The organism is Streptomyces sp. NPDC001536 (assembly GCF_042894505.1).
Taxonomy (GTDB): domain Bacteria; phylum Actinomycetota; class Actinomycetes; order Streptomycetales; family Streptomycetaceae; genus Streptomyces.
Genome location: NZ_JBIAVQ010000009.1, coordinates 24,213 through 38,126, shown reverse-complemented (window position 1 = coordinate 38,126; position 13,914 = coordinate 24,213). Strand labels below are relative to the sequence as shown.

The following is a 13,914-nucleotide window of genomic DNA, read 5'->3' as shown; positions in this document are numbered from 1 at the left end:
GTCGGAGTGCTGCCGACCGCGGAAGGTGTCACGCCGGTTGCGGCAGCCGCGTAACTGTAAGCCGCCGCTGACCAGGAAGGGAATGGGTTATCGGGTCGGCAGTGATCTCAGTCGGACCGCCAGCAGCTCCCGTTCGCGTGCGTTGCGCGCCAGCCCCGCCGCCCGCTCGAACTCCGCCCTCGCCTCGGCCGTACGCCCGAGGCGGGCCAGCAGGTCGCCGCGGACGCTCGGGAGCAGGTGGTAGTCGCGCAGCGCGGGTTCGTCGATGAGCGCGTCGACGATCTCCAGGGCCGGTGCCGGGCCCTCGGCCCTCGACACGGCGACCGCGCGGTTGAGTTCGACGACCGGGGAGGGGGCGCGGACGGCGAGCAGTCCGTACAGGGTCGCGATGCTCGCCCAGTCGGTCTCCTCGTAGGTGTGGGCGTGCGCGTGGCAGGCGGCGATCGCGGCCTGGAGGGCGTACGGGCCCGGGGCGCCCGTGCGGGTGGCGTCGGCGCGGGCGAGGGCCTGGATGCCGCGGGCGATGAGCATGCGGTTCCAGCGGTGGCGGTTCTGGTCCTCCAGGAGGACCGGCTCACCGGCGGGGCCGGTGCGGGCGGCGGCGCGGGACGCCTGGAACTCCAGGAGCGAGGCCAGCGCGTGGACCTCCGGTTCCTTCGGCATCAGGCCGGACAAAACGCGGGCCAGGCGCAGGGCGTCCTCGCACAGTCCCGGGCGCAGCCAGTCGTCGCCGGCGGTGGCGGCGTAGCCCTCGTTGAAGACGAGGTAGATGACGTCGAGGACGTCTCCCAGGCGGGCCTCGCGCTCGGCGCCGTAGGGCACTTCGAAGGCGATGTTCTTGGTAGCGAGGGTGCGTTTCGCCCTGACGATGCGCTGGGCGATCGTCGGCTCCGGGACCAGGAACGCGCGGGCGATCTCGGCCGTGGTGAGGCCGCCGAGCAGCCGCAGGGTGAGGGCGATGCGGGCCTCGGGGGACAGCACCGGGTGGCAGGTGGTGAAGACCAGGCGGAGCAGGTCGTCGTCGATGTCCTCGGGGTCGGCCGGTTCCTCCGGCGGTGCCGTCGTCTCCAGTGAGCGGCCGATCTCCTGGAGCTTGCGGGCGTAGTTCTCGCGGCGCCGGACCAGGTCGACGGCGCGGCGCCGGGCGGTGGTCATGAGCCAGGCGCCCGGGTTGCTCGGGACGCCGTCGCGCGGCCACTGCTCCAGGGCCGCGACGAGGGCGTCCTGGGCGAGTTCCTCGGCGATGCCGACGTCCCGGACGATGCGGGTGACGCCGGCGATGATGCGCGGGGACTCCATGCGGAACACCGTCTCGACGGTGCCGCGGGGGTCGCTGGAGGACTGTGGGCTCACAGCCCTCCATGCAACACCCCTCCCGGCGTACGGCCAAAGACCCCCGCTCAGCCGACCGCTCGGCCGACCGCTCAGCCGACCGCTCAGCCGACCGCTCAGCCCTCCGCGATCTCCCGCACCTCACAGGTCACCGTCCAGTGCGCCTCGTGCACCTGGAGGAACCGCTTGGTCCACTCGACGGCCTCGGCCTTGTCCTTGCACTGCACGATCGCGTACCCCCCGACGACCTCCTTGGACTCGGTGAACGGCCCGTCCGTGACGGACGTCTGGCCACCGCTCCAGTGCACCCGCGTGCCCTGCGCGGAGGGCGTGAGCCCGGCGGTGTCCAGCAGCACTCCGGCCTTGGTCATCTCCTCGATCAGCTCGCCCATGCGCTGCATCAGCTCGGCACTGGGGCCCTCGGCGGGGGCGGTGGACTCGTCGATCTGCACGAGCGACAGGTAACGCGGCATGGTGACTCCTCGTATCGGTCGGCCGGTGCTTTCCGGCCTCTCCACCATGCGTCGAACGGGAGACACCCGGATCGACAGGCTCGCGGGATTTCTTCGAGGAATCTTTCGGTCGGGCTTCGAGGAGTCTTTCAGCCGGGCTTCGAGACTCCTTCACGCCGCGCTCAGCGCAGCGACTTCCACAAGTCGCCCGCCTCCGGTTCCCGCGCCACCACCCGGTTCGCGTTCGAGGGTGCCGGCAGCACCGGCATCGTCACCGTCCTCAGCCGGTCCGCCGACAGCCCCTTCAGGCTCTGCCCGAGGCTCGTCAGCTCGCTCAGCGAGTCGAGCCCGGTGTCGGTGGTGAGGCTGGCGGTGACCGCGTCGGCGACCTCGTAGAGCTTGGTGGGGCTGGTGAGCAGATCGGTCGAGGCGATCTGCTCCAGCAGCGCCTTCACCAGCTTCTGCTGGAGGCCTATCCGGCCGAGGTCGCTGCCGTCGCCTATGCCGTGCCGGGTGCGGGCGAGGCCGAGGGCCTGCTTGCCGTCGAGGTGGTGGGTGCCCGCCTTGAGCGTCAGATGGCTGCTGGGGTCGTCGATGTCCTCGTCCGTCGTCACCGTCACGCCACCGAGGGCGTTCACCAGCTTCGCGAAGCCCGAGAAGTCGATCTCGATGTAGTGGTCCATGCGGACGTCCGTGATCGACTCGACGGTCTTGACCGCGCAGACGGGACCGCCGACGGAGTACGCGCTGTTGAACATCGCGCGGTACGCCACCGCCGTGGAGCCCCCGTCGTCCAGGGGACACGACGGGCGGGTGACGAGCGTGTCGCGCGGGATGCTGACCACGGTCGCCTCGGTGCGGCCGGCGTCGATGTGCACGACCATCGCCGTGTCGGACCGGGCGCCGGAGCTGTCGCCGCCGCCGAGTTCCTCGTTCTCCTCGCCGCTGCGCGAGTCGGAGCCCAGGACGAGGATGTTCAGGGCCTCGGAGGGCAGCGGGGAGGCGGAGGCCGACGCCGACGCGGAAGGCGTCGTCACCGGCTTCGGCGGACGGTCGTCGCCGAGCGCCTGGTCGATGTCGACGCTCTTGATGTTGTCGTTGAGGTGCCAGTACATCCAGCCACCCGCCGCGGCGCCCGCCACCAGAACGCCCGCGAGAGTCAGGCCGGCGGCCTTCAGCCCGCGTGACCGCCGGCCCGCTCGTCTGCCTTCGTCGTCTCCGCTCACGGGGAGGAACGTAAGTCCGAATTATTACAAGGGCGCTGCTCCGGCCGCCTTTCTTCGGAAAATCTCACCTTTCTCAGCTCAGTGTCACGGTCGGCACCGGGTTGCTCCCGCTCCAGGACCCGTTGAACCCGAAGGTCACCGAACCGCCGTCCGGCACGGTCCCGTTGTAGGAGGCGTTGGCACAGCTGACCGCCGAACCCGTCTGTGTGCAGGTCGCGTTCCAGGCCTGGGTGATCTGCTGGCCCGCCCCGTACGTCCAGTTCACCTTCCAGGACGACAGCGCGGCACCCGAGCAGGCGATCCGCACCTGGCCCGTGAAGCCGGTGTTCCACTGGTTGGCCACGCTGTAGGTCGCGGTGCAGGCCCCCGTCGGCGGGGTGGTCGTGCCGCCGAGCGCCTCCGCGATCGCGTGGTACGCCGGTTTCGGCGCGTAGTTCTCGTCGTACGGCGTCGCCGCGCCCTGCCCCGGGAAGGTGCTCGGGATCCAGGAGTCGGAGTCGGTGAAGCCCCAGACGGTGACGCCGGTGCAGCGGGCGACGGCCACGCAGGCGTTCATGACGGCCTTGTAGTCGGCGGCCTGCTGGGTGAGCTTGGCGCTGTCGGAGGGCAGGTTCATCCGGATGTCCAGCTCGGTGATCGCCACGTCGACGCCGAGGTCGGCGAAGCGCTGGATGTTCTGCTGGAGCGTGGACGGCACCTGACCGAGGATGAGGTGGGCCTGGAGACCGACGCCGTCGATCGGGACGCCCTGCTCCTTCAGCGACTTGACCAGGTTGTAGAGGGCGGTGCTCTTCGCGTTGACGCCCTCGACGTTGTAGTCGTTGATGTACAGCTCGGCGTCCGGGTCGGCGGCGCGGGCGGCGGTGAGGGCCTGGGCGATGTAGCCGGTGCCGAGGCCGTTGTACCAGAGGGTCTGGCGGTAGGTGCCGTCCTCGTTGAAGGGCTCGTTGACGACGTCCCAGGCGGCGAGCCGTCCCTTGTACCGGCCGACCTCTGTGGCGATGTGGTCGTTCAGCAGCGTGCTCAGCTGGGCCGGGGTCCAGGTGCCGTTCGTCAGCCAGCTCGGGTTCTGGCTGTGCCAGACCAGGGTGTGGCCGCGCACGTCCTGGTCGTGGGCCTCGGCGAAGGCGACGATCTGGTCCGCCTCCGTCCAGTCGAAGTTCCCCCGGGTCGGCTCGACCGAGCCCCACTTCATGGCGTTGCCGGGGGTCAGCCAGTTGAACTGAGCCCCGGCGATGTCGCCGTAGGTCCCGGTCAGCTTGGAGCCGGTGACCGCCGTGCCCATGGCCTTGCCCTTGGCGGCCGCGAGATCGCGCAGCGGGGTGTCGGCGGCGTGCGCGGTGGTGGTGCCGGCGGTCACCAGGGCGGCGACGGTGGCCGCTCCGGCCAGCAGAGCGGCGAGTCGTACACGTGACGAAGTTCTGGAGGATCTCACTGCGGGTGCCTCCGAAAGTTTCGGTCGTGCAGCCGATTGACTTCGGAGGAGTGTGGAGGTGGCGGCCCCACCCGTCAATACGTCAACTTCCGGCCACCGGCGGCCCGGCGGTACTGCTGCGCACCACCAGACTCGTCGCCAGCTCCACCCGCGTGGCCGCCGGAGACCCCTCCTCGCGCGCCAGATCGAGCACCAGCTTGGCCGCCGCCTCGGCCATCTCGGTCAGCGGCTGCCGTACGGTCGTCAGCGGCGGCCCCACCCAGGGCGCCACCGGCAGATCGTCGAACCCGACCACGCTCAGGTCCTCCGGGATCCTGAGCCCCAGCTCGCGCGCGGCCTCGTAGAGCCCGAGCGCCTGGAGGTCGTTCCCGGCGAAGACGGCGGTCGGCCGGTCCGGGCGGCGCAACAGCTCCAGGCCCAGCCGGTAGCCGGCCTCGTGGTGGAAGTCGCCGTTCTTGATGAGCGCCGGGTCGACCGGCAGCCCGGCGGTCTCCAGGGCGGCCCGGTAGCCGTCGACGCGGGCGCGGCTGCACATCATCCGGGAGGGCCCGCTGATCGCGCCGATCCGGGTGTGCCCGAGGTCGACGAGATGCCGGGTGGCGGCGAGCCCGCCCTGCCAGTTGGTGGCGCCGATGGAGGGCACGTCCGCGCCGGGGTCGCCGGCCGGGTCCATGACGACGAAGGGGATCGACCGGCTGGTGAGCAGGGCGCGCTGCGACTCGTCGAGGCCCGACAGCACGAGGATCACCCCGTGCGGGCGGCGGGCGGCGACCTGGTCGGCCCAGGTGCGTCCGGGTGTGAGCCGCCCCGCGCTCTCACTCAGTACGACGCTCAGCCCGGCGTCCCGGGCGACGTTCTCCACGCCCCGGATGACCTCCATCGCCCAGGCGCTCTCCAGTTCGTGGAAGACCAGGTCGATCAGGGGCGAACGGCTGGCCTCGGCGCGGCGGCGCCGGTAGCCGTGGGCGCGCAGCAGGTCCTCCACGCGGGTGCGGGTCGCCGGGGCGACGTCGGCGCGGCCGTTCAGCACCTTCGAAACAGTCGGCGCCGAGACGCCTGCCTCGCGGGCGATCTCGGCGAGGGTCGCGGTCTGCGACGAGCGGCCGGTTGCTGGGGCTGTCGCCCGGGATTCAGCGGGCTCCGGGGGTGTCATGGCGGCGATCGTATCCCTGCGCGACCTCTTGACGAACCCTTCCGACCCGCCTAGGTTCCCAAAACATTCGGCATGCATATCGAAACATTCGTTAGGGACATTCGATTAGGGACATTCGTGAGGGCCTTCACCCTGACAGGAGTTTCATGACCACCGCCCCCTGGCGTGACCCCGCCCTGCCCGCCGCCGCCCGCGTCGACGACCTCCTCTCCCGGATGACCCTTCAGGAGAAGACCGCCCAGCTCTACGGCGTGTGGGTGGGCGCCAGCACGGACGGCGAGGGAGTCGCGCCGTTGCAGCGCGAGATGACGGCCGACTACGAGTGGGACGAGCTGATCACCCATGGGCTGGGCCAGCTGACCCGCCCCTTCGGCACCGCCCCCGTGGACCCGGCGCTGGGCGCGCAGGCACTGGCCCGCGCCCAGCGCCGTATCGCGGCGGCGGGCCGCTTCGGCATCCCGGCACTCGCCCACGAGGAGTGCCTGGCGGGCTTCACGGCCTGGCAGGCCACCGCCTACCCGGTCCCGCTCGCCTGGGGCGCGAGCTTCGACCCGCCGCTCGTCGAGGAGATGGCCCGGGGCATCGGCCGGGACCTGCGCGCGGTCGGCGTCCACCAGGGCCTCGCCCCCGTCCTGGACGTCGTCCGCGACCCGCGCTGGGGACGGGTCGAGGAGACCGTCGGCGAGGACCCGTACCTCGTCGGCACGATCGGCGCCGCCTACGTCCGGGGCCTGGAGTCGGCCGGGATCGTCGCCACGCTCAAGCACTTCGCCGGGTACGCGTCCTCGACCGGCGCCCGCAACCTGGCGCCGGTACGGGCGGGCGCGCGGGAGTTCGCCGATGTGACGCTGCCGCCGTTCGAGCTGGCGCTGCGCGAGGGCGGGGCGCGCTCGGTGATGGCGGCGTACAACGAGACGGACGGCGTCCCGGCCTCCGCGGACCCGGCTCTGCTGACCGGACTCCTGCGCGAGGAGTGGGGTTTCACCGGCACGGTGGTCGCCGACTACTTCGGCGTCGGCTTCCTCCAGAGCCAGCACCGGGTCGCCGGCTCGGAGGCGGAGGCGGCCCACGCGGCGCTCGCGGCCGGCCTCGACGTCGAACTGCCCACCCTGAAGTGCTACGGCACACCGCTCCTGGACGCCGTGCGGGCGGGCGAGATCCCCGAGGAACTGATCGACCGGGCGGCGCGCCGGGTCCTGCTCCAGAAGTGCGAACTGGGCCTCCTGGACGAGGACTGGACCCCCGAGCCGACCGCCCTCATCGACCTCGACTCGACGGCGAACCGCGCCCTGGCCCGCCGTCTCGCCGAGGAGTCGGTGGTCCTGCTGGACAACCCGGACGGGGTCCTCCCGCTGTCCCCGGACACGAGGATCGCGGTGGTGGGCCCGCGGGCGGCCGACGCGCTGGCGATGCTCGGCTGCTACTCCTTCCCGTCCCATGTCCTCACCCACCACCCGGACATCCCGATGGGCATCGAGATCCCGACCGTCCTGGAGTCCCTGCGCACCGAACTCCCCGACGCCAAGGTGACGTTCGCGGAGGGCTGCGACACCTCGGACCCCGACCGGTCCGGCTTCGCGGAGGCGGTGGCGCGGACGTCCGAGGCGGACGTGTGCGTGGCGGTCCTGGGCGACCGGGCGGGCCTGTTCGGGCGGGGCACGTCGGGCGAGGGCTGCGACGTGACGGACCTTCGGCTCCCGGGTGTGCAGGCCGAACTGCTGGACACCCTGGTCGCCACCGGCGTACCCGTCGTCCTGGTGCTGCTGACCGGCCGGCCGTACGCGCTCGGCCGCTGGAACGGGCGCCTCGCCGCCGCGGTGCAGGCGTTCTTCCCGGGCGAGGAGGGCGGCCCGGCGGTCGCGGGAGTGCTGTCGGGCCGCGTCAACCCCTCGGGCCGCCTCCCGGTGAGCGTCCCCCAGGTGCCGGGCGGCCAGCCCTGGACCTACCTCCAGCCGCCGCTGGGCCTGGCGGGCGAGGTCAGCAATCTGGACCCGACGCCGCTGTACGCGTTCGGGCACGGACGGTCGTACACGTCCTTCGCCTGGGAGTCCGACGCCGCCGACGCCGAGATCGGCACGGACGGCTCCTACGACATGGGCGTGACCGTCCGCAACACCGGTGACCGCGAGGGCGCCGAGGTCGTCCAGCTGTACCTGCACGACCCGGTGGCCTCGGTGACCCGCCCGGACGTCCGCCTGATCGGCTACCGGCGTGTGGAGCTGGCCCCGGGAGAGGCGGCGCGGGTGTCCTTCCGCTTCCACACCGACCTGTCCTCCTTCACAGATCGTTCACTCCGCCGGGTCGTCGAACCGGGCATCCTGGAGCTGCGGTTGGCGGCGTCCAGTACGGACGTACGGCATACGGCCCGGCTGAACCTCACGGGGCCGGTACGGGTGCTGGGCCCGGACCGCCTGCTGCGCTGCGAGACGGAGGTGTCGGGACCGGCCTGACCCTCCGCACCTGGGGGAGGCTCACCATGGACAGGTACGTCCACCACGAACTGCGGGCCGTGTACACCGCGTTCGCCGCTCTCGCCGTCTGTGTGCCGGTGACGGTGGGTGTGCGCGGTGCGCCCATGACGGCCTACGGGGTGGGGCGGTTCGCCCTGGGCCTGATCGCCTTCACGGTGGTGTTCACCCTGCTCGGCGCGACCCGGCTCAAGTGGGTCGGCGAGATACGGGACTTCGAGTCCGCGGTCCCCCTGGAGCAGCCCCCGACGGCCGTCGTCTCGCTGCGCCGCCGCCCCCTCAACTGGTGGCTCCTCCCGGTGATGCTGGTCCCGACCCTGGTCCTCGCCATCGCCTACGCGCCCTGGATCGCCCTGCTCCCCCTGTGGTCGGCGCTGGTCTGGCTGGGGCAGGCATGGCTGGCCGCCGGGTGGGAGCGCAGGAACGGCAAGGTGCTGTGGCGCGGCCACGACACGGACGCACCGTGGAAGCTGTCGTACTCCCCCGCCGTACGGGAGGTTGTCAGTACCCCCGCCTAGATTCCGGCCATGCACCCCACCTTCGGCGCCCGGGTCGTGGCCTTCCCGCTTCGGCGACTGGGAGAGCGCCTGTCCACAGGAACTGATGACCCGACGGAAGTGGTACTTCTGGTGGGACTAGTCCGCCGGCACGGACTCGAACCGCCACCGGTGCACCGCCCGAGTCACCAACTCGCCGTCCGGCTCGGGCAGTTCCGGCAGGTCAGCGGCCAGATCCGCGTCCCACCAGGTGATAACGAGCACCCGGTCCTGAGGCGCCCGGAAGGTCTCCCGCCGCAGCGGGGCGCGGGGCAGCTCCTGTGCCCGCGCCCAGGCGAGGAGTTCCTCGCCCCGTCCGTCGACCGCCCGGGCCTCCCACATCAGCGCGACCGTCACGAGTAGAGGTTCTCCTTGCTGACCTCGTGCACATGGTCGTGGCCGGGGACATGCGGGTCCGTCACCGGCAGCGAGGAGTCCGCCGACAGGTCCCAGCTGGAGGCGGGCCGGTTCCGGGCGACCATCTCCGCGCCCAGCGCCGCCACCATCGCCCCGTTGTCCGTGCACAGCTTCGGCCGCGGCACCCGCAGCCGGATCCCGGCCGCCTCGCACCGCTCCTGAGCGAGCACCCGCAGCCGGGAGTTGGCGGCGACACCGCCGCCGATCATCAAGTGGTCGACGCCCTCGTCCTTGCAGGCACGGACGGCCTTGCGGGTCAGCACGTCCACGACCGCCTCCTGGAAGGACGCCGCCACGTCCCGCACCGGCACCTCCTCGCCGGCCGCCCGCTTGGCCTCGATCCAACGGGCCACCGCGGTCTTGAGACCGGAGAAGGAGAAGTCGTACGCCGGATCGCGCGGCCCGGTCAGCCCGCGCGGGAACGCGATCGCCGACGGGTCGCCCTCCTTCGCGTACCGGTCGATGACCGGACCGCCCGGGAAGCCGAGGTTCAGCACACGCGCGATCTTGTCGAACGCCTCGCCCGCCGCGTCGTCGATGGTCGCGCCCATGGGCCGCACATCGGAGGTGATGTCGCTGGAGAGCAGCAGAGAGCTGTGCCCCCCGGACACCAGCAGCGCCATCGTCGGCTCGGGCAGCGCCCCGTGCTCCAGCTGGTCCACACAGATGTGGGACGCGAGGTGGTTGACGCCGTACAGCGGCTTGCCGAGCGCGTAGGCGTACGCCTTCGCCGCCGATACGCCGACCAGCAGCGCGCCCGCCAGACCGGGGCCCGCGGTCACCGCGATGCCGTCCAGGTCCTTCGCCGTGACCCCGGCTTCCTTCAGCGCGCGGTCGATGGTCGGCACCATCGCCTCCAGATGCGCCCGCGAGGCGACCTCGGGCACGACCCCGCCGAAGCGGGCGTGCTCGTCGACGCTGGAGGCGATCGCGTCCGCGAGCAGGGTGGTGCCGCGGACGATGCCGACGCCGGTCTCGTCGCAGGAGGTCTCGATGCCGAGGACGAGAGGTTCGTCAGTCATTGTTCTCGGTTCCTTGTTCGGAGGTGGAACCCGCGGCGGAGCCGTTCTTGGATTCCGTGGTCAGTCGCATGACCAGGGCGTCGACATTGCCGGGCTGGTAGTAGCCGCGCCGGAAGCCGATCGCCTCGAAGCCGTACCGCTCGTACAGCTTCTGCGCGCGCACGTTGTCGATCCGGCACTCCAGCATCACTTCGGCGCACTCGAAGGCGGTGGCCGCGCGCAGCAGTTCGGTCAGCAGCCGCCCGCCGAGCCCGGTGCCCCAGTGGTCGCGGGCGACGGCGATGGTCTGCACGTCCGCCAGATCACCGGAGGCGGCGAGCCCGGCGTAGCCGACGAGCCGTCCGCCGTCCTCGGCGACGACATAGCGCCGGGTCGCCGAGGCGCCGCGCGCATGGGCCAGCTCGGACCAGAACATGCCCCGCGACCAGGCGTCCTCGGGAAAGAGGTCCTTCTCAAGCACCAGTACGGGATCGATGTCCCACCAGCGCATCTCGCGCAGCACGGAGGTCACTTGGGGGTGACCACCTTGTAGTTCTTCGGCACCTGGGCGTCGGGGCGGCGCAGATACAGCGGCCGCGGGGCGGGCAGTTCCGCACCGGCGGCGAGTCTCTCGGCGGCGAGCGCGGCGAGCGCGGCGGCGGAGACATGCTCGGGCTCGCGCGCGACCGGGAAGGTGTCCGGGTAGAGCAGCGCCCCGGCCCCGACGGCGGGCAGCCCCGCGACCTGCTCGGCGATCTCGGCGGGCCGGTCGACGGCCGGGTCGGTCAGCCGCGTACGGGAGTCGGCGTAGCGCGCCCAGTAGACCTCCTTGCGCCGCGCGTCGGTCGCCACGACGAAGGGTCCCTCGTCGATGTCGGCGGCGTAGGCGAGCCCGTCGAGCGTGCACACACCGTGCACGGGGACGCCGAGCGCGAGCCCGAAGGTGTCGGCGGTCATCAGTCCGACGCGCAGTCCGGTGTAGGGGCCGGGCCCGATCCCTACGACGATGCCGGTGACGGCGTCGAGCTTCAGCCCGGCCTCGGCGAGGACGCGGTCGACGGCCGGCAGCAGCAGCTCGCCGTGCCGGCGCGCGTCCACCTGACTCGAAGAGGCGACGACGTCCGTACCGTCGTGCAGGGCGACGGTCACGGCGGGGGTGGCGGTATCCAGAGCGAGCAAGAGCACGCAAACAGCCTACGGCTCCCGCGCCGCGCGTATCGCCGCCCCGGTCACGGCGCCGCCGACTGCTAACGTCGCCGAGGATCACGCCGTACGACGACGAGGTGGACGACCGTGCCCAGTTCCAGCGCCGGGATCGTGACCGGCCTCACCACGGCGGCCCTGATCACGGTGGGTTTCCTCGCCTACCAGGCCTCGGCGGACGTGCCGGCCTCGCTCGGCGCCTCGCAGGCCGTCGGTGAGCCCGCGGCCGTCGCCTCGAAGGCGCCCCGTGACACCGGGCATCCCACCGCCCTGCCCGCCGGCTCCGGCAAGGGTGAACGGGTCGTGTACTCGGTGGACGACGACCGGGTCTGGCTGGTCGGCAAGGGCAACAGGGTCCAGCGCACCTTCAGGGTCACCCCGGGCACGGTCGACCCGGTCCCGGGCACCTACTACGTCACGTCCCGCTCCAACTCGGTCACCGGCACCGACGGCACCCCCATCGAGCACGTCGTCCGCTTCACCAGCGTCGACAGCGTCACGATCGGCTTCAGCGCGGCCGTCGACGGCTCGCTCCCCGAGAACGACCCCACGGCCAAGACCGGCGGCATCCGCGAGTCCCGCGAGGACGGCAACGCGATGTGGGACTTCGCGACGATCGGCCAACGGGTCGTCGTGATCCGCTGAGGGTCCCTAGGCGGCTTTACGGTGCTCGACCCCACGTGGCCGGCCCGTCTCCCGGTCAGGGACCCGCGGCGGCGTCGAGATCGCATGCGCCGCGGCACACGCCGCCAGCAGGTCACGCATGGGTACCGCGGACACCACGCGGGGCGCCGCCTCGTCTCGTTCCGTGGCCGCCATGGACGCCTCCTGAGCACCGGGGGCGGACGTAGTTAGGTAGACCTAACTACGAACTGGATACCATGTGACCACGCACACGACCGCAAATGCAATAACTTGCCGACGTCTTGTCGGAATATTCATCCACCGATGCTCAAGCGGGACAGCACGCGCAGGCTCAGGCGGACAGCACACCGAGGTCGACGCTCGCCCAGCGCTCCCCGAGCCCGGTCAGCGTCACATGGCGTACCTCGTCGGTGGTGTCCCCGACGGCCCGGTGGATCCACACCTGGAGCCGGTCGTCGGTGAGCTCCTCGACCTTGCCCTCGCCCCACTCCACGACGATCACCGAGTCGGACAGCGAGACATCGAGGTCGAGGTCCTCCATCTCGTCGAGCCCGCCGCCCAGGCGGTACGCGTCGACGTGGACGAGCGGCGGACCGTCACCGAGGGACGGGTGCACCCGGGCGATGACGAAGGTCGGCGACGTGACGGCCCCCCGCACGCCCAGCCCCTCCCCGAGCCCCCGGGTCAGCGTCGTCTTGCCCGCCCCGAGCTCCCCGCTGAGCATCACGAGATCCCCGGCGCGCAACAGCTTGGCCAGCTTCAGGCCCAGCTCACGCATCTGCTCGGGGGAGGTGACGGTCAGTTCGGTCTCAGCCGGGCTGTGCGGTGCTGTTGGTGCTTCCATAGCCACCCACGGTAGCTCCTGCCGGCACGGCACCCGCGCGGGTGAGAAGGTCGGCGATGCGGTCGGTGACCACTTCCGGGTGTTCCAGCATCACGAGGTGCCCGGCGTCCGGCACGAGCACCAGTTCGGCGTCCGGCAGCAGCCCGGCGATGGCCTCGCTGTGCTCGCTCGGCGTGACGAGGTCCCCGATCCCGGCCAGCACGAGCACCGGCAGGTCCGCGAAGCGGGCGAGCGCCTCGGTCTTGTCGTGGTCGGTGAACGCCGGGTAGAACTCGGCGACCACGTCGATCGGCGTCCCCTCGATCATCCGCTCGGCGAACCGGGCGACGGCCGGATCCACGTCCCGGCTCGCGAACGAGTACCGCTTGATGATCCCCGCGAACAGATCGGCGGTGGCCTGCCGCCCCTTCTCCACCAGCTCGGCCCGCTGCCCCAGCGCCTTCAGCACCCCGGGCAGGATCCGTCGTACGGCATTCACTCCCGCGACGGGCAGCCCGAAGTTGACCTCGCCGAGCCCCCCCGACGACGTGCCGACGAGGGCGACGGCGACCACCCGCTCACGGATCAGCTCGGGGAACTCGTCGGCGAGTGCCATGACGGTCATCCCGCCCATGGAGTGCCCCACGAGCACGATCGGCCCCTCGGGCGCGGCGGCGTCGATGACGGCCTTCAGATCGCGCCCCAGCTGGTCGATGCTGACCGGCACGTCGTCCTGCACCTGCTGCACCCCGCGCCCGGACCGGCCGTGGCTGCGCTGGTCCCAGTGGACGGTTCGCACGACCCCGCGCAGCGCGGCCCGCTGGAAGTGCCAGGAGTCCTGGCTGAGGCAGTAGCCGTGGCTGAAGACGACGGTGACGGGCAGCGGGGCCTTGCGTCCGAAGAGCCGGCGCCGGCGCGGGGCGGACCCGCCCTCCGGCTCCACGTCGTCGACCTCGTAGTACAGCTCGGTGCCGTCGTCGGCGTACGCCTTGCCGGGCATCCCGCGCAGCGAGCCGTACGGCCCGGCGGAGTCGAGCGCGAGCCGCGCCTTCTTGCGCATGCCGCGGCCGACGGTCATCCGCTCGATGGCGACACCGGCCGCCGCGCCCGCCGCGACCACGCCTATCGCGGCGCCCGCGATCCCGGTCGCCCGGCGCCAGTTCCCGGCCGCCCCCGTGGCGGAGACCACGGCTACGACAGCCTCCGCGCTGCTCTCGCTCACG

The 13,914-nt window shown here is 71.8% G+C and carries 14 protein-coding genes; 3 read left to right on the top strand and 11 right to left on the bottom strand.

The window, feature by feature from the left end; translation table 11 throughout:
* Positions 1 to 87 precede the first annotated feature (87 nt).
* The 5 genes from ACFY0U_RS24210 to ACFY0U_RS24190 form a co-directional block, all read right to left on the bottom strand.
* Complete coding sequence (locus ACFY0U_RS24210; protein ID WP_388639609.1) at positions 88 to 1,299, bottom strand: RNA polymerase sigma factor; 1,212 nt, start codon at positions 1,297 to 1,299, stop codon at positions 88 to 90.
* Positions 1,300 to 1,448: 149 nt separating this feature from the next.
* On the bottom strand, positions 1,449 to 1,805 hold the full coding sequence (locus tag ACFY0U_RS24205; protein ID WP_388639048.1) for a YciI family protein: 357 nt from the start codon (positions 1,803 to 1,805) through the stop codon (positions 1,449 to 1,451).
* A gap of 161 nt (positions 1,806 to 1,966) precedes the next feature.
* A complete protein-coding gene (locus ACFY0U_RS24200; RefSeq protein WP_388639047.1) occupies positions 1,967 to 3,010 on the bottom strand; it encodes an LCP family protein in 1,044 nt (347 codons plus the stop codon).
* A gap of 73 nt (positions 3,011 to 3,083) precedes the next feature.
* A complete protein-coding gene (locus ACFY0U_RS24195; RefSeq protein WP_388639045.1) occupies positions 3,084 to 4,445 on the bottom strand; it encodes an endo-1,4-beta-xylanase in 1,362 nt (453 codons plus the stop codon).
* An 82-nt stretch (positions 4,446 to 4,527) separates the two neighbouring features.
* Complete coding sequence (locus ACFY0U_RS24190) at positions 4,528 to 5,598, bottom strand: LacI family DNA-binding transcriptional regulator (protein WP_388639043.1); 1,071 nt, start codon at positions 5,596 to 5,598, stop codon at positions 4,528 to 4,530.
* Positions 5,599 to 5,744: 146 nt separating this feature from the next.
* On the opposite strand from ACFY0U_RS24190, the gene ACFY0U_RS24185 reads away from it, so the two are divergent.
* Together ACFY0U_RS24185 and ACFY0U_RS24180 are read left to right on the top strand one after the other, a co-directional pair.
* Positions 5,745 to 8,048: a glycoside hydrolase family 3 N-terminal domain-containing protein gene (locus ACFY0U_RS24185; RefSeq protein WP_388639041.1), complete on the top strand. Its 2,304-nt coding sequence runs from the start codon at positions 5,745 to 5,747 to the stop codon at positions 8,046 to 8,048.
* A 26-nt stretch (positions 8,049 to 8,074) separates the two neighbouring features.
* On the top strand, positions 8,075 to 8,584 hold the full coding sequence (locus tag ACFY0U_RS24180; RefSeq protein WP_388639040.1) for a hypothetical protein: 510 nt from the start codon (positions 8,075 to 8,077) through the stop codon (positions 8,582 to 8,584).
* Between the two features lie 117 nt (positions 8,585 to 8,701).
* Here the strand turns inward: ACFY0U_RS24180 and ACFY0U_RS24175 are convergent, their stop codons facing one another.
* The 4 genes from ACFY0U_RS24175 to tsaB are packed head-to-tail and all read right to left on the bottom strand — an operon-like array spanning position 8,702 to position 11,205.
* Positions 8,702 to 8,959 (bottom strand): hypothetical protein, encoded by a 258-nt coding sequence (locus ACFY0U_RS24175; RefSeq protein ID WP_388639038.1) that lies wholly within the window; start codon positions 8,957 to 8,959, stop codon positions 8,702 to 8,704.
* A complete protein-coding gene (gene tsaD / locus ACFY0U_RS24170; RefSeq protein WP_388639036.1) occupies positions 8,956 to 10,041 on the bottom strand; it encodes a tRNA (adenosine(37)-N6)-threonylcarbamoyltransferase complex transferase subunit TsaD in 1,086 nt (361 codons plus the stop codon). Before tsaD ends, ACFY0U_RS24175 begins: the two co-directional genes overlap by 4 nt.
* On the bottom strand, positions 10,034 to 10,531 hold the full coding sequence (rimI, locus tag ACFY0U_RS24165; protein WP_388639608.1) for a ribosomal protein S18-alanine N-acetyltransferase: 498 nt from the start codon (positions 10,529 to 10,531) through the stop codon (positions 10,034 to 10,036). Before rimI ends, tsaD begins: the two co-directional genes overlap by 8 nt.
* 17 nt (positions 10,532 to 10,548) lie before the next feature.
* Positions 10,549 to 11,205, bottom strand: a complete 657-nt coding sequence (gene tsaB / locus ACFY0U_RS24160) for a tRNA (adenosine(37)-N6)-threonylcarbamoyltransferase complex dimerization subunit type 1 TsaB (RefSeq protein ID WP_365392507.1) — start codon at positions 11,203 to 11,205, stop codon at positions 10,549 to 10,551.
* A 108-nt stretch (positions 11,206 to 11,313) separates the two neighbouring features.
* Here tsaB and ACFY0U_RS24155 point away from each other — a divergent pair, with 108 nt between their 5' ends.
* Positions 11,314 to 11,868, top strand: coding sequence for a hypothetical protein (locus ACFY0U_RS24155; protein ID WP_388639035.1), 555 nt, complete (start codon positions 11,314 to 11,316; stop codon positions 11,866 to 11,868).
* Positions 11,869 to 12,199: 331 nt separating this feature from the next.
* Here the strand turns inward: ACFY0U_RS24155 and tsaE are convergent, their stop codons facing one another.
* Positions 12,200 to 12,712: a tRNA (adenosine(37)-N6)-threonylcarbamoyltransferase complex ATPase subunit type 1 TsaE gene (tsaE, locus tag ACFY0U_RS24150; protein ID WP_388639033.1), complete on the bottom strand. Its 513-nt coding sequence runs from the start codon at positions 12,710 to 12,712 to the stop codon at positions 12,200 to 12,202.
* Positions 12,678 to 13,913, bottom strand: a complete 1,236-nt coding sequence (locus tag ACFY0U_RS24145) for an alpha/beta fold hydrolase (protein WP_388639031.1) — start codon at positions 13,911 to 13,913, stop codon at positions 12,678 to 12,680. Before ACFY0U_RS24145 ends, tsaE begins: the two co-directional genes overlap by 35 nt.
* Between the last annotated feature and the right edge of the window lies 1 nt (position 13,914).

Bases quoted from the DNA above. Each gene is read 5' to 3' on its own strand.
- tsaD (WP_388639036.1), bottom strand. From the start codon at position 10,041: ATGACTGACGAACCTCTCGTCCTCGGCATCGAGACCTCCTGCGACGAG.
- ACFY0U_RS24190 (WP_388639043.1), bottom strand. From the start codon at position 5,598: ATGACACCCCCGGAGCCCGCTGAATCCCGGGCGACAGCCCCAGCAACC.
- ACFY0U_RS24210 (WP_388639609.1), bottom strand. From the start codon at position 1,299: ATGGAGTCCCCGCGCATCATCGCCGGCGTCACCCGCATCGTCCGGGAC.
- rimI (WP_388639608.1), bottom strand. From the start codon at position 10,531: ATGCGCTGGTGGGACATCGATCCCGTACTGGTGCTTGAGAAGGACCTC.
- ACFY0U_RS24180 (WP_388639040.1), top strand. From the start codon at position 8,075: ATGGACAGGTACGTCCACCACGAACTGCGGGCCGTGTACACCGCGTTC.
- ACFY0U_RS24205 (WP_388639048.1), bottom strand. From the start codon at position 1,805: ATGCCGCGTTACCTGTCGCTCGTGCAGATCGACGAGTCCACCGCCCCC.
- ACFY0U_RS24185 (WP_388639041.1), top strand. From the start codon at position 5,745: ATGACCACCGCCCCCTGGCGTGACCCCGCCCTGCCCGCCGCCGCCCGC.
- tsaE (WP_388639033.1), bottom strand. From the start codon at position 12,712: ATGGAAGCACCAACAGCACCGCACAGCCCGGCTGAGACCGAACTGACC.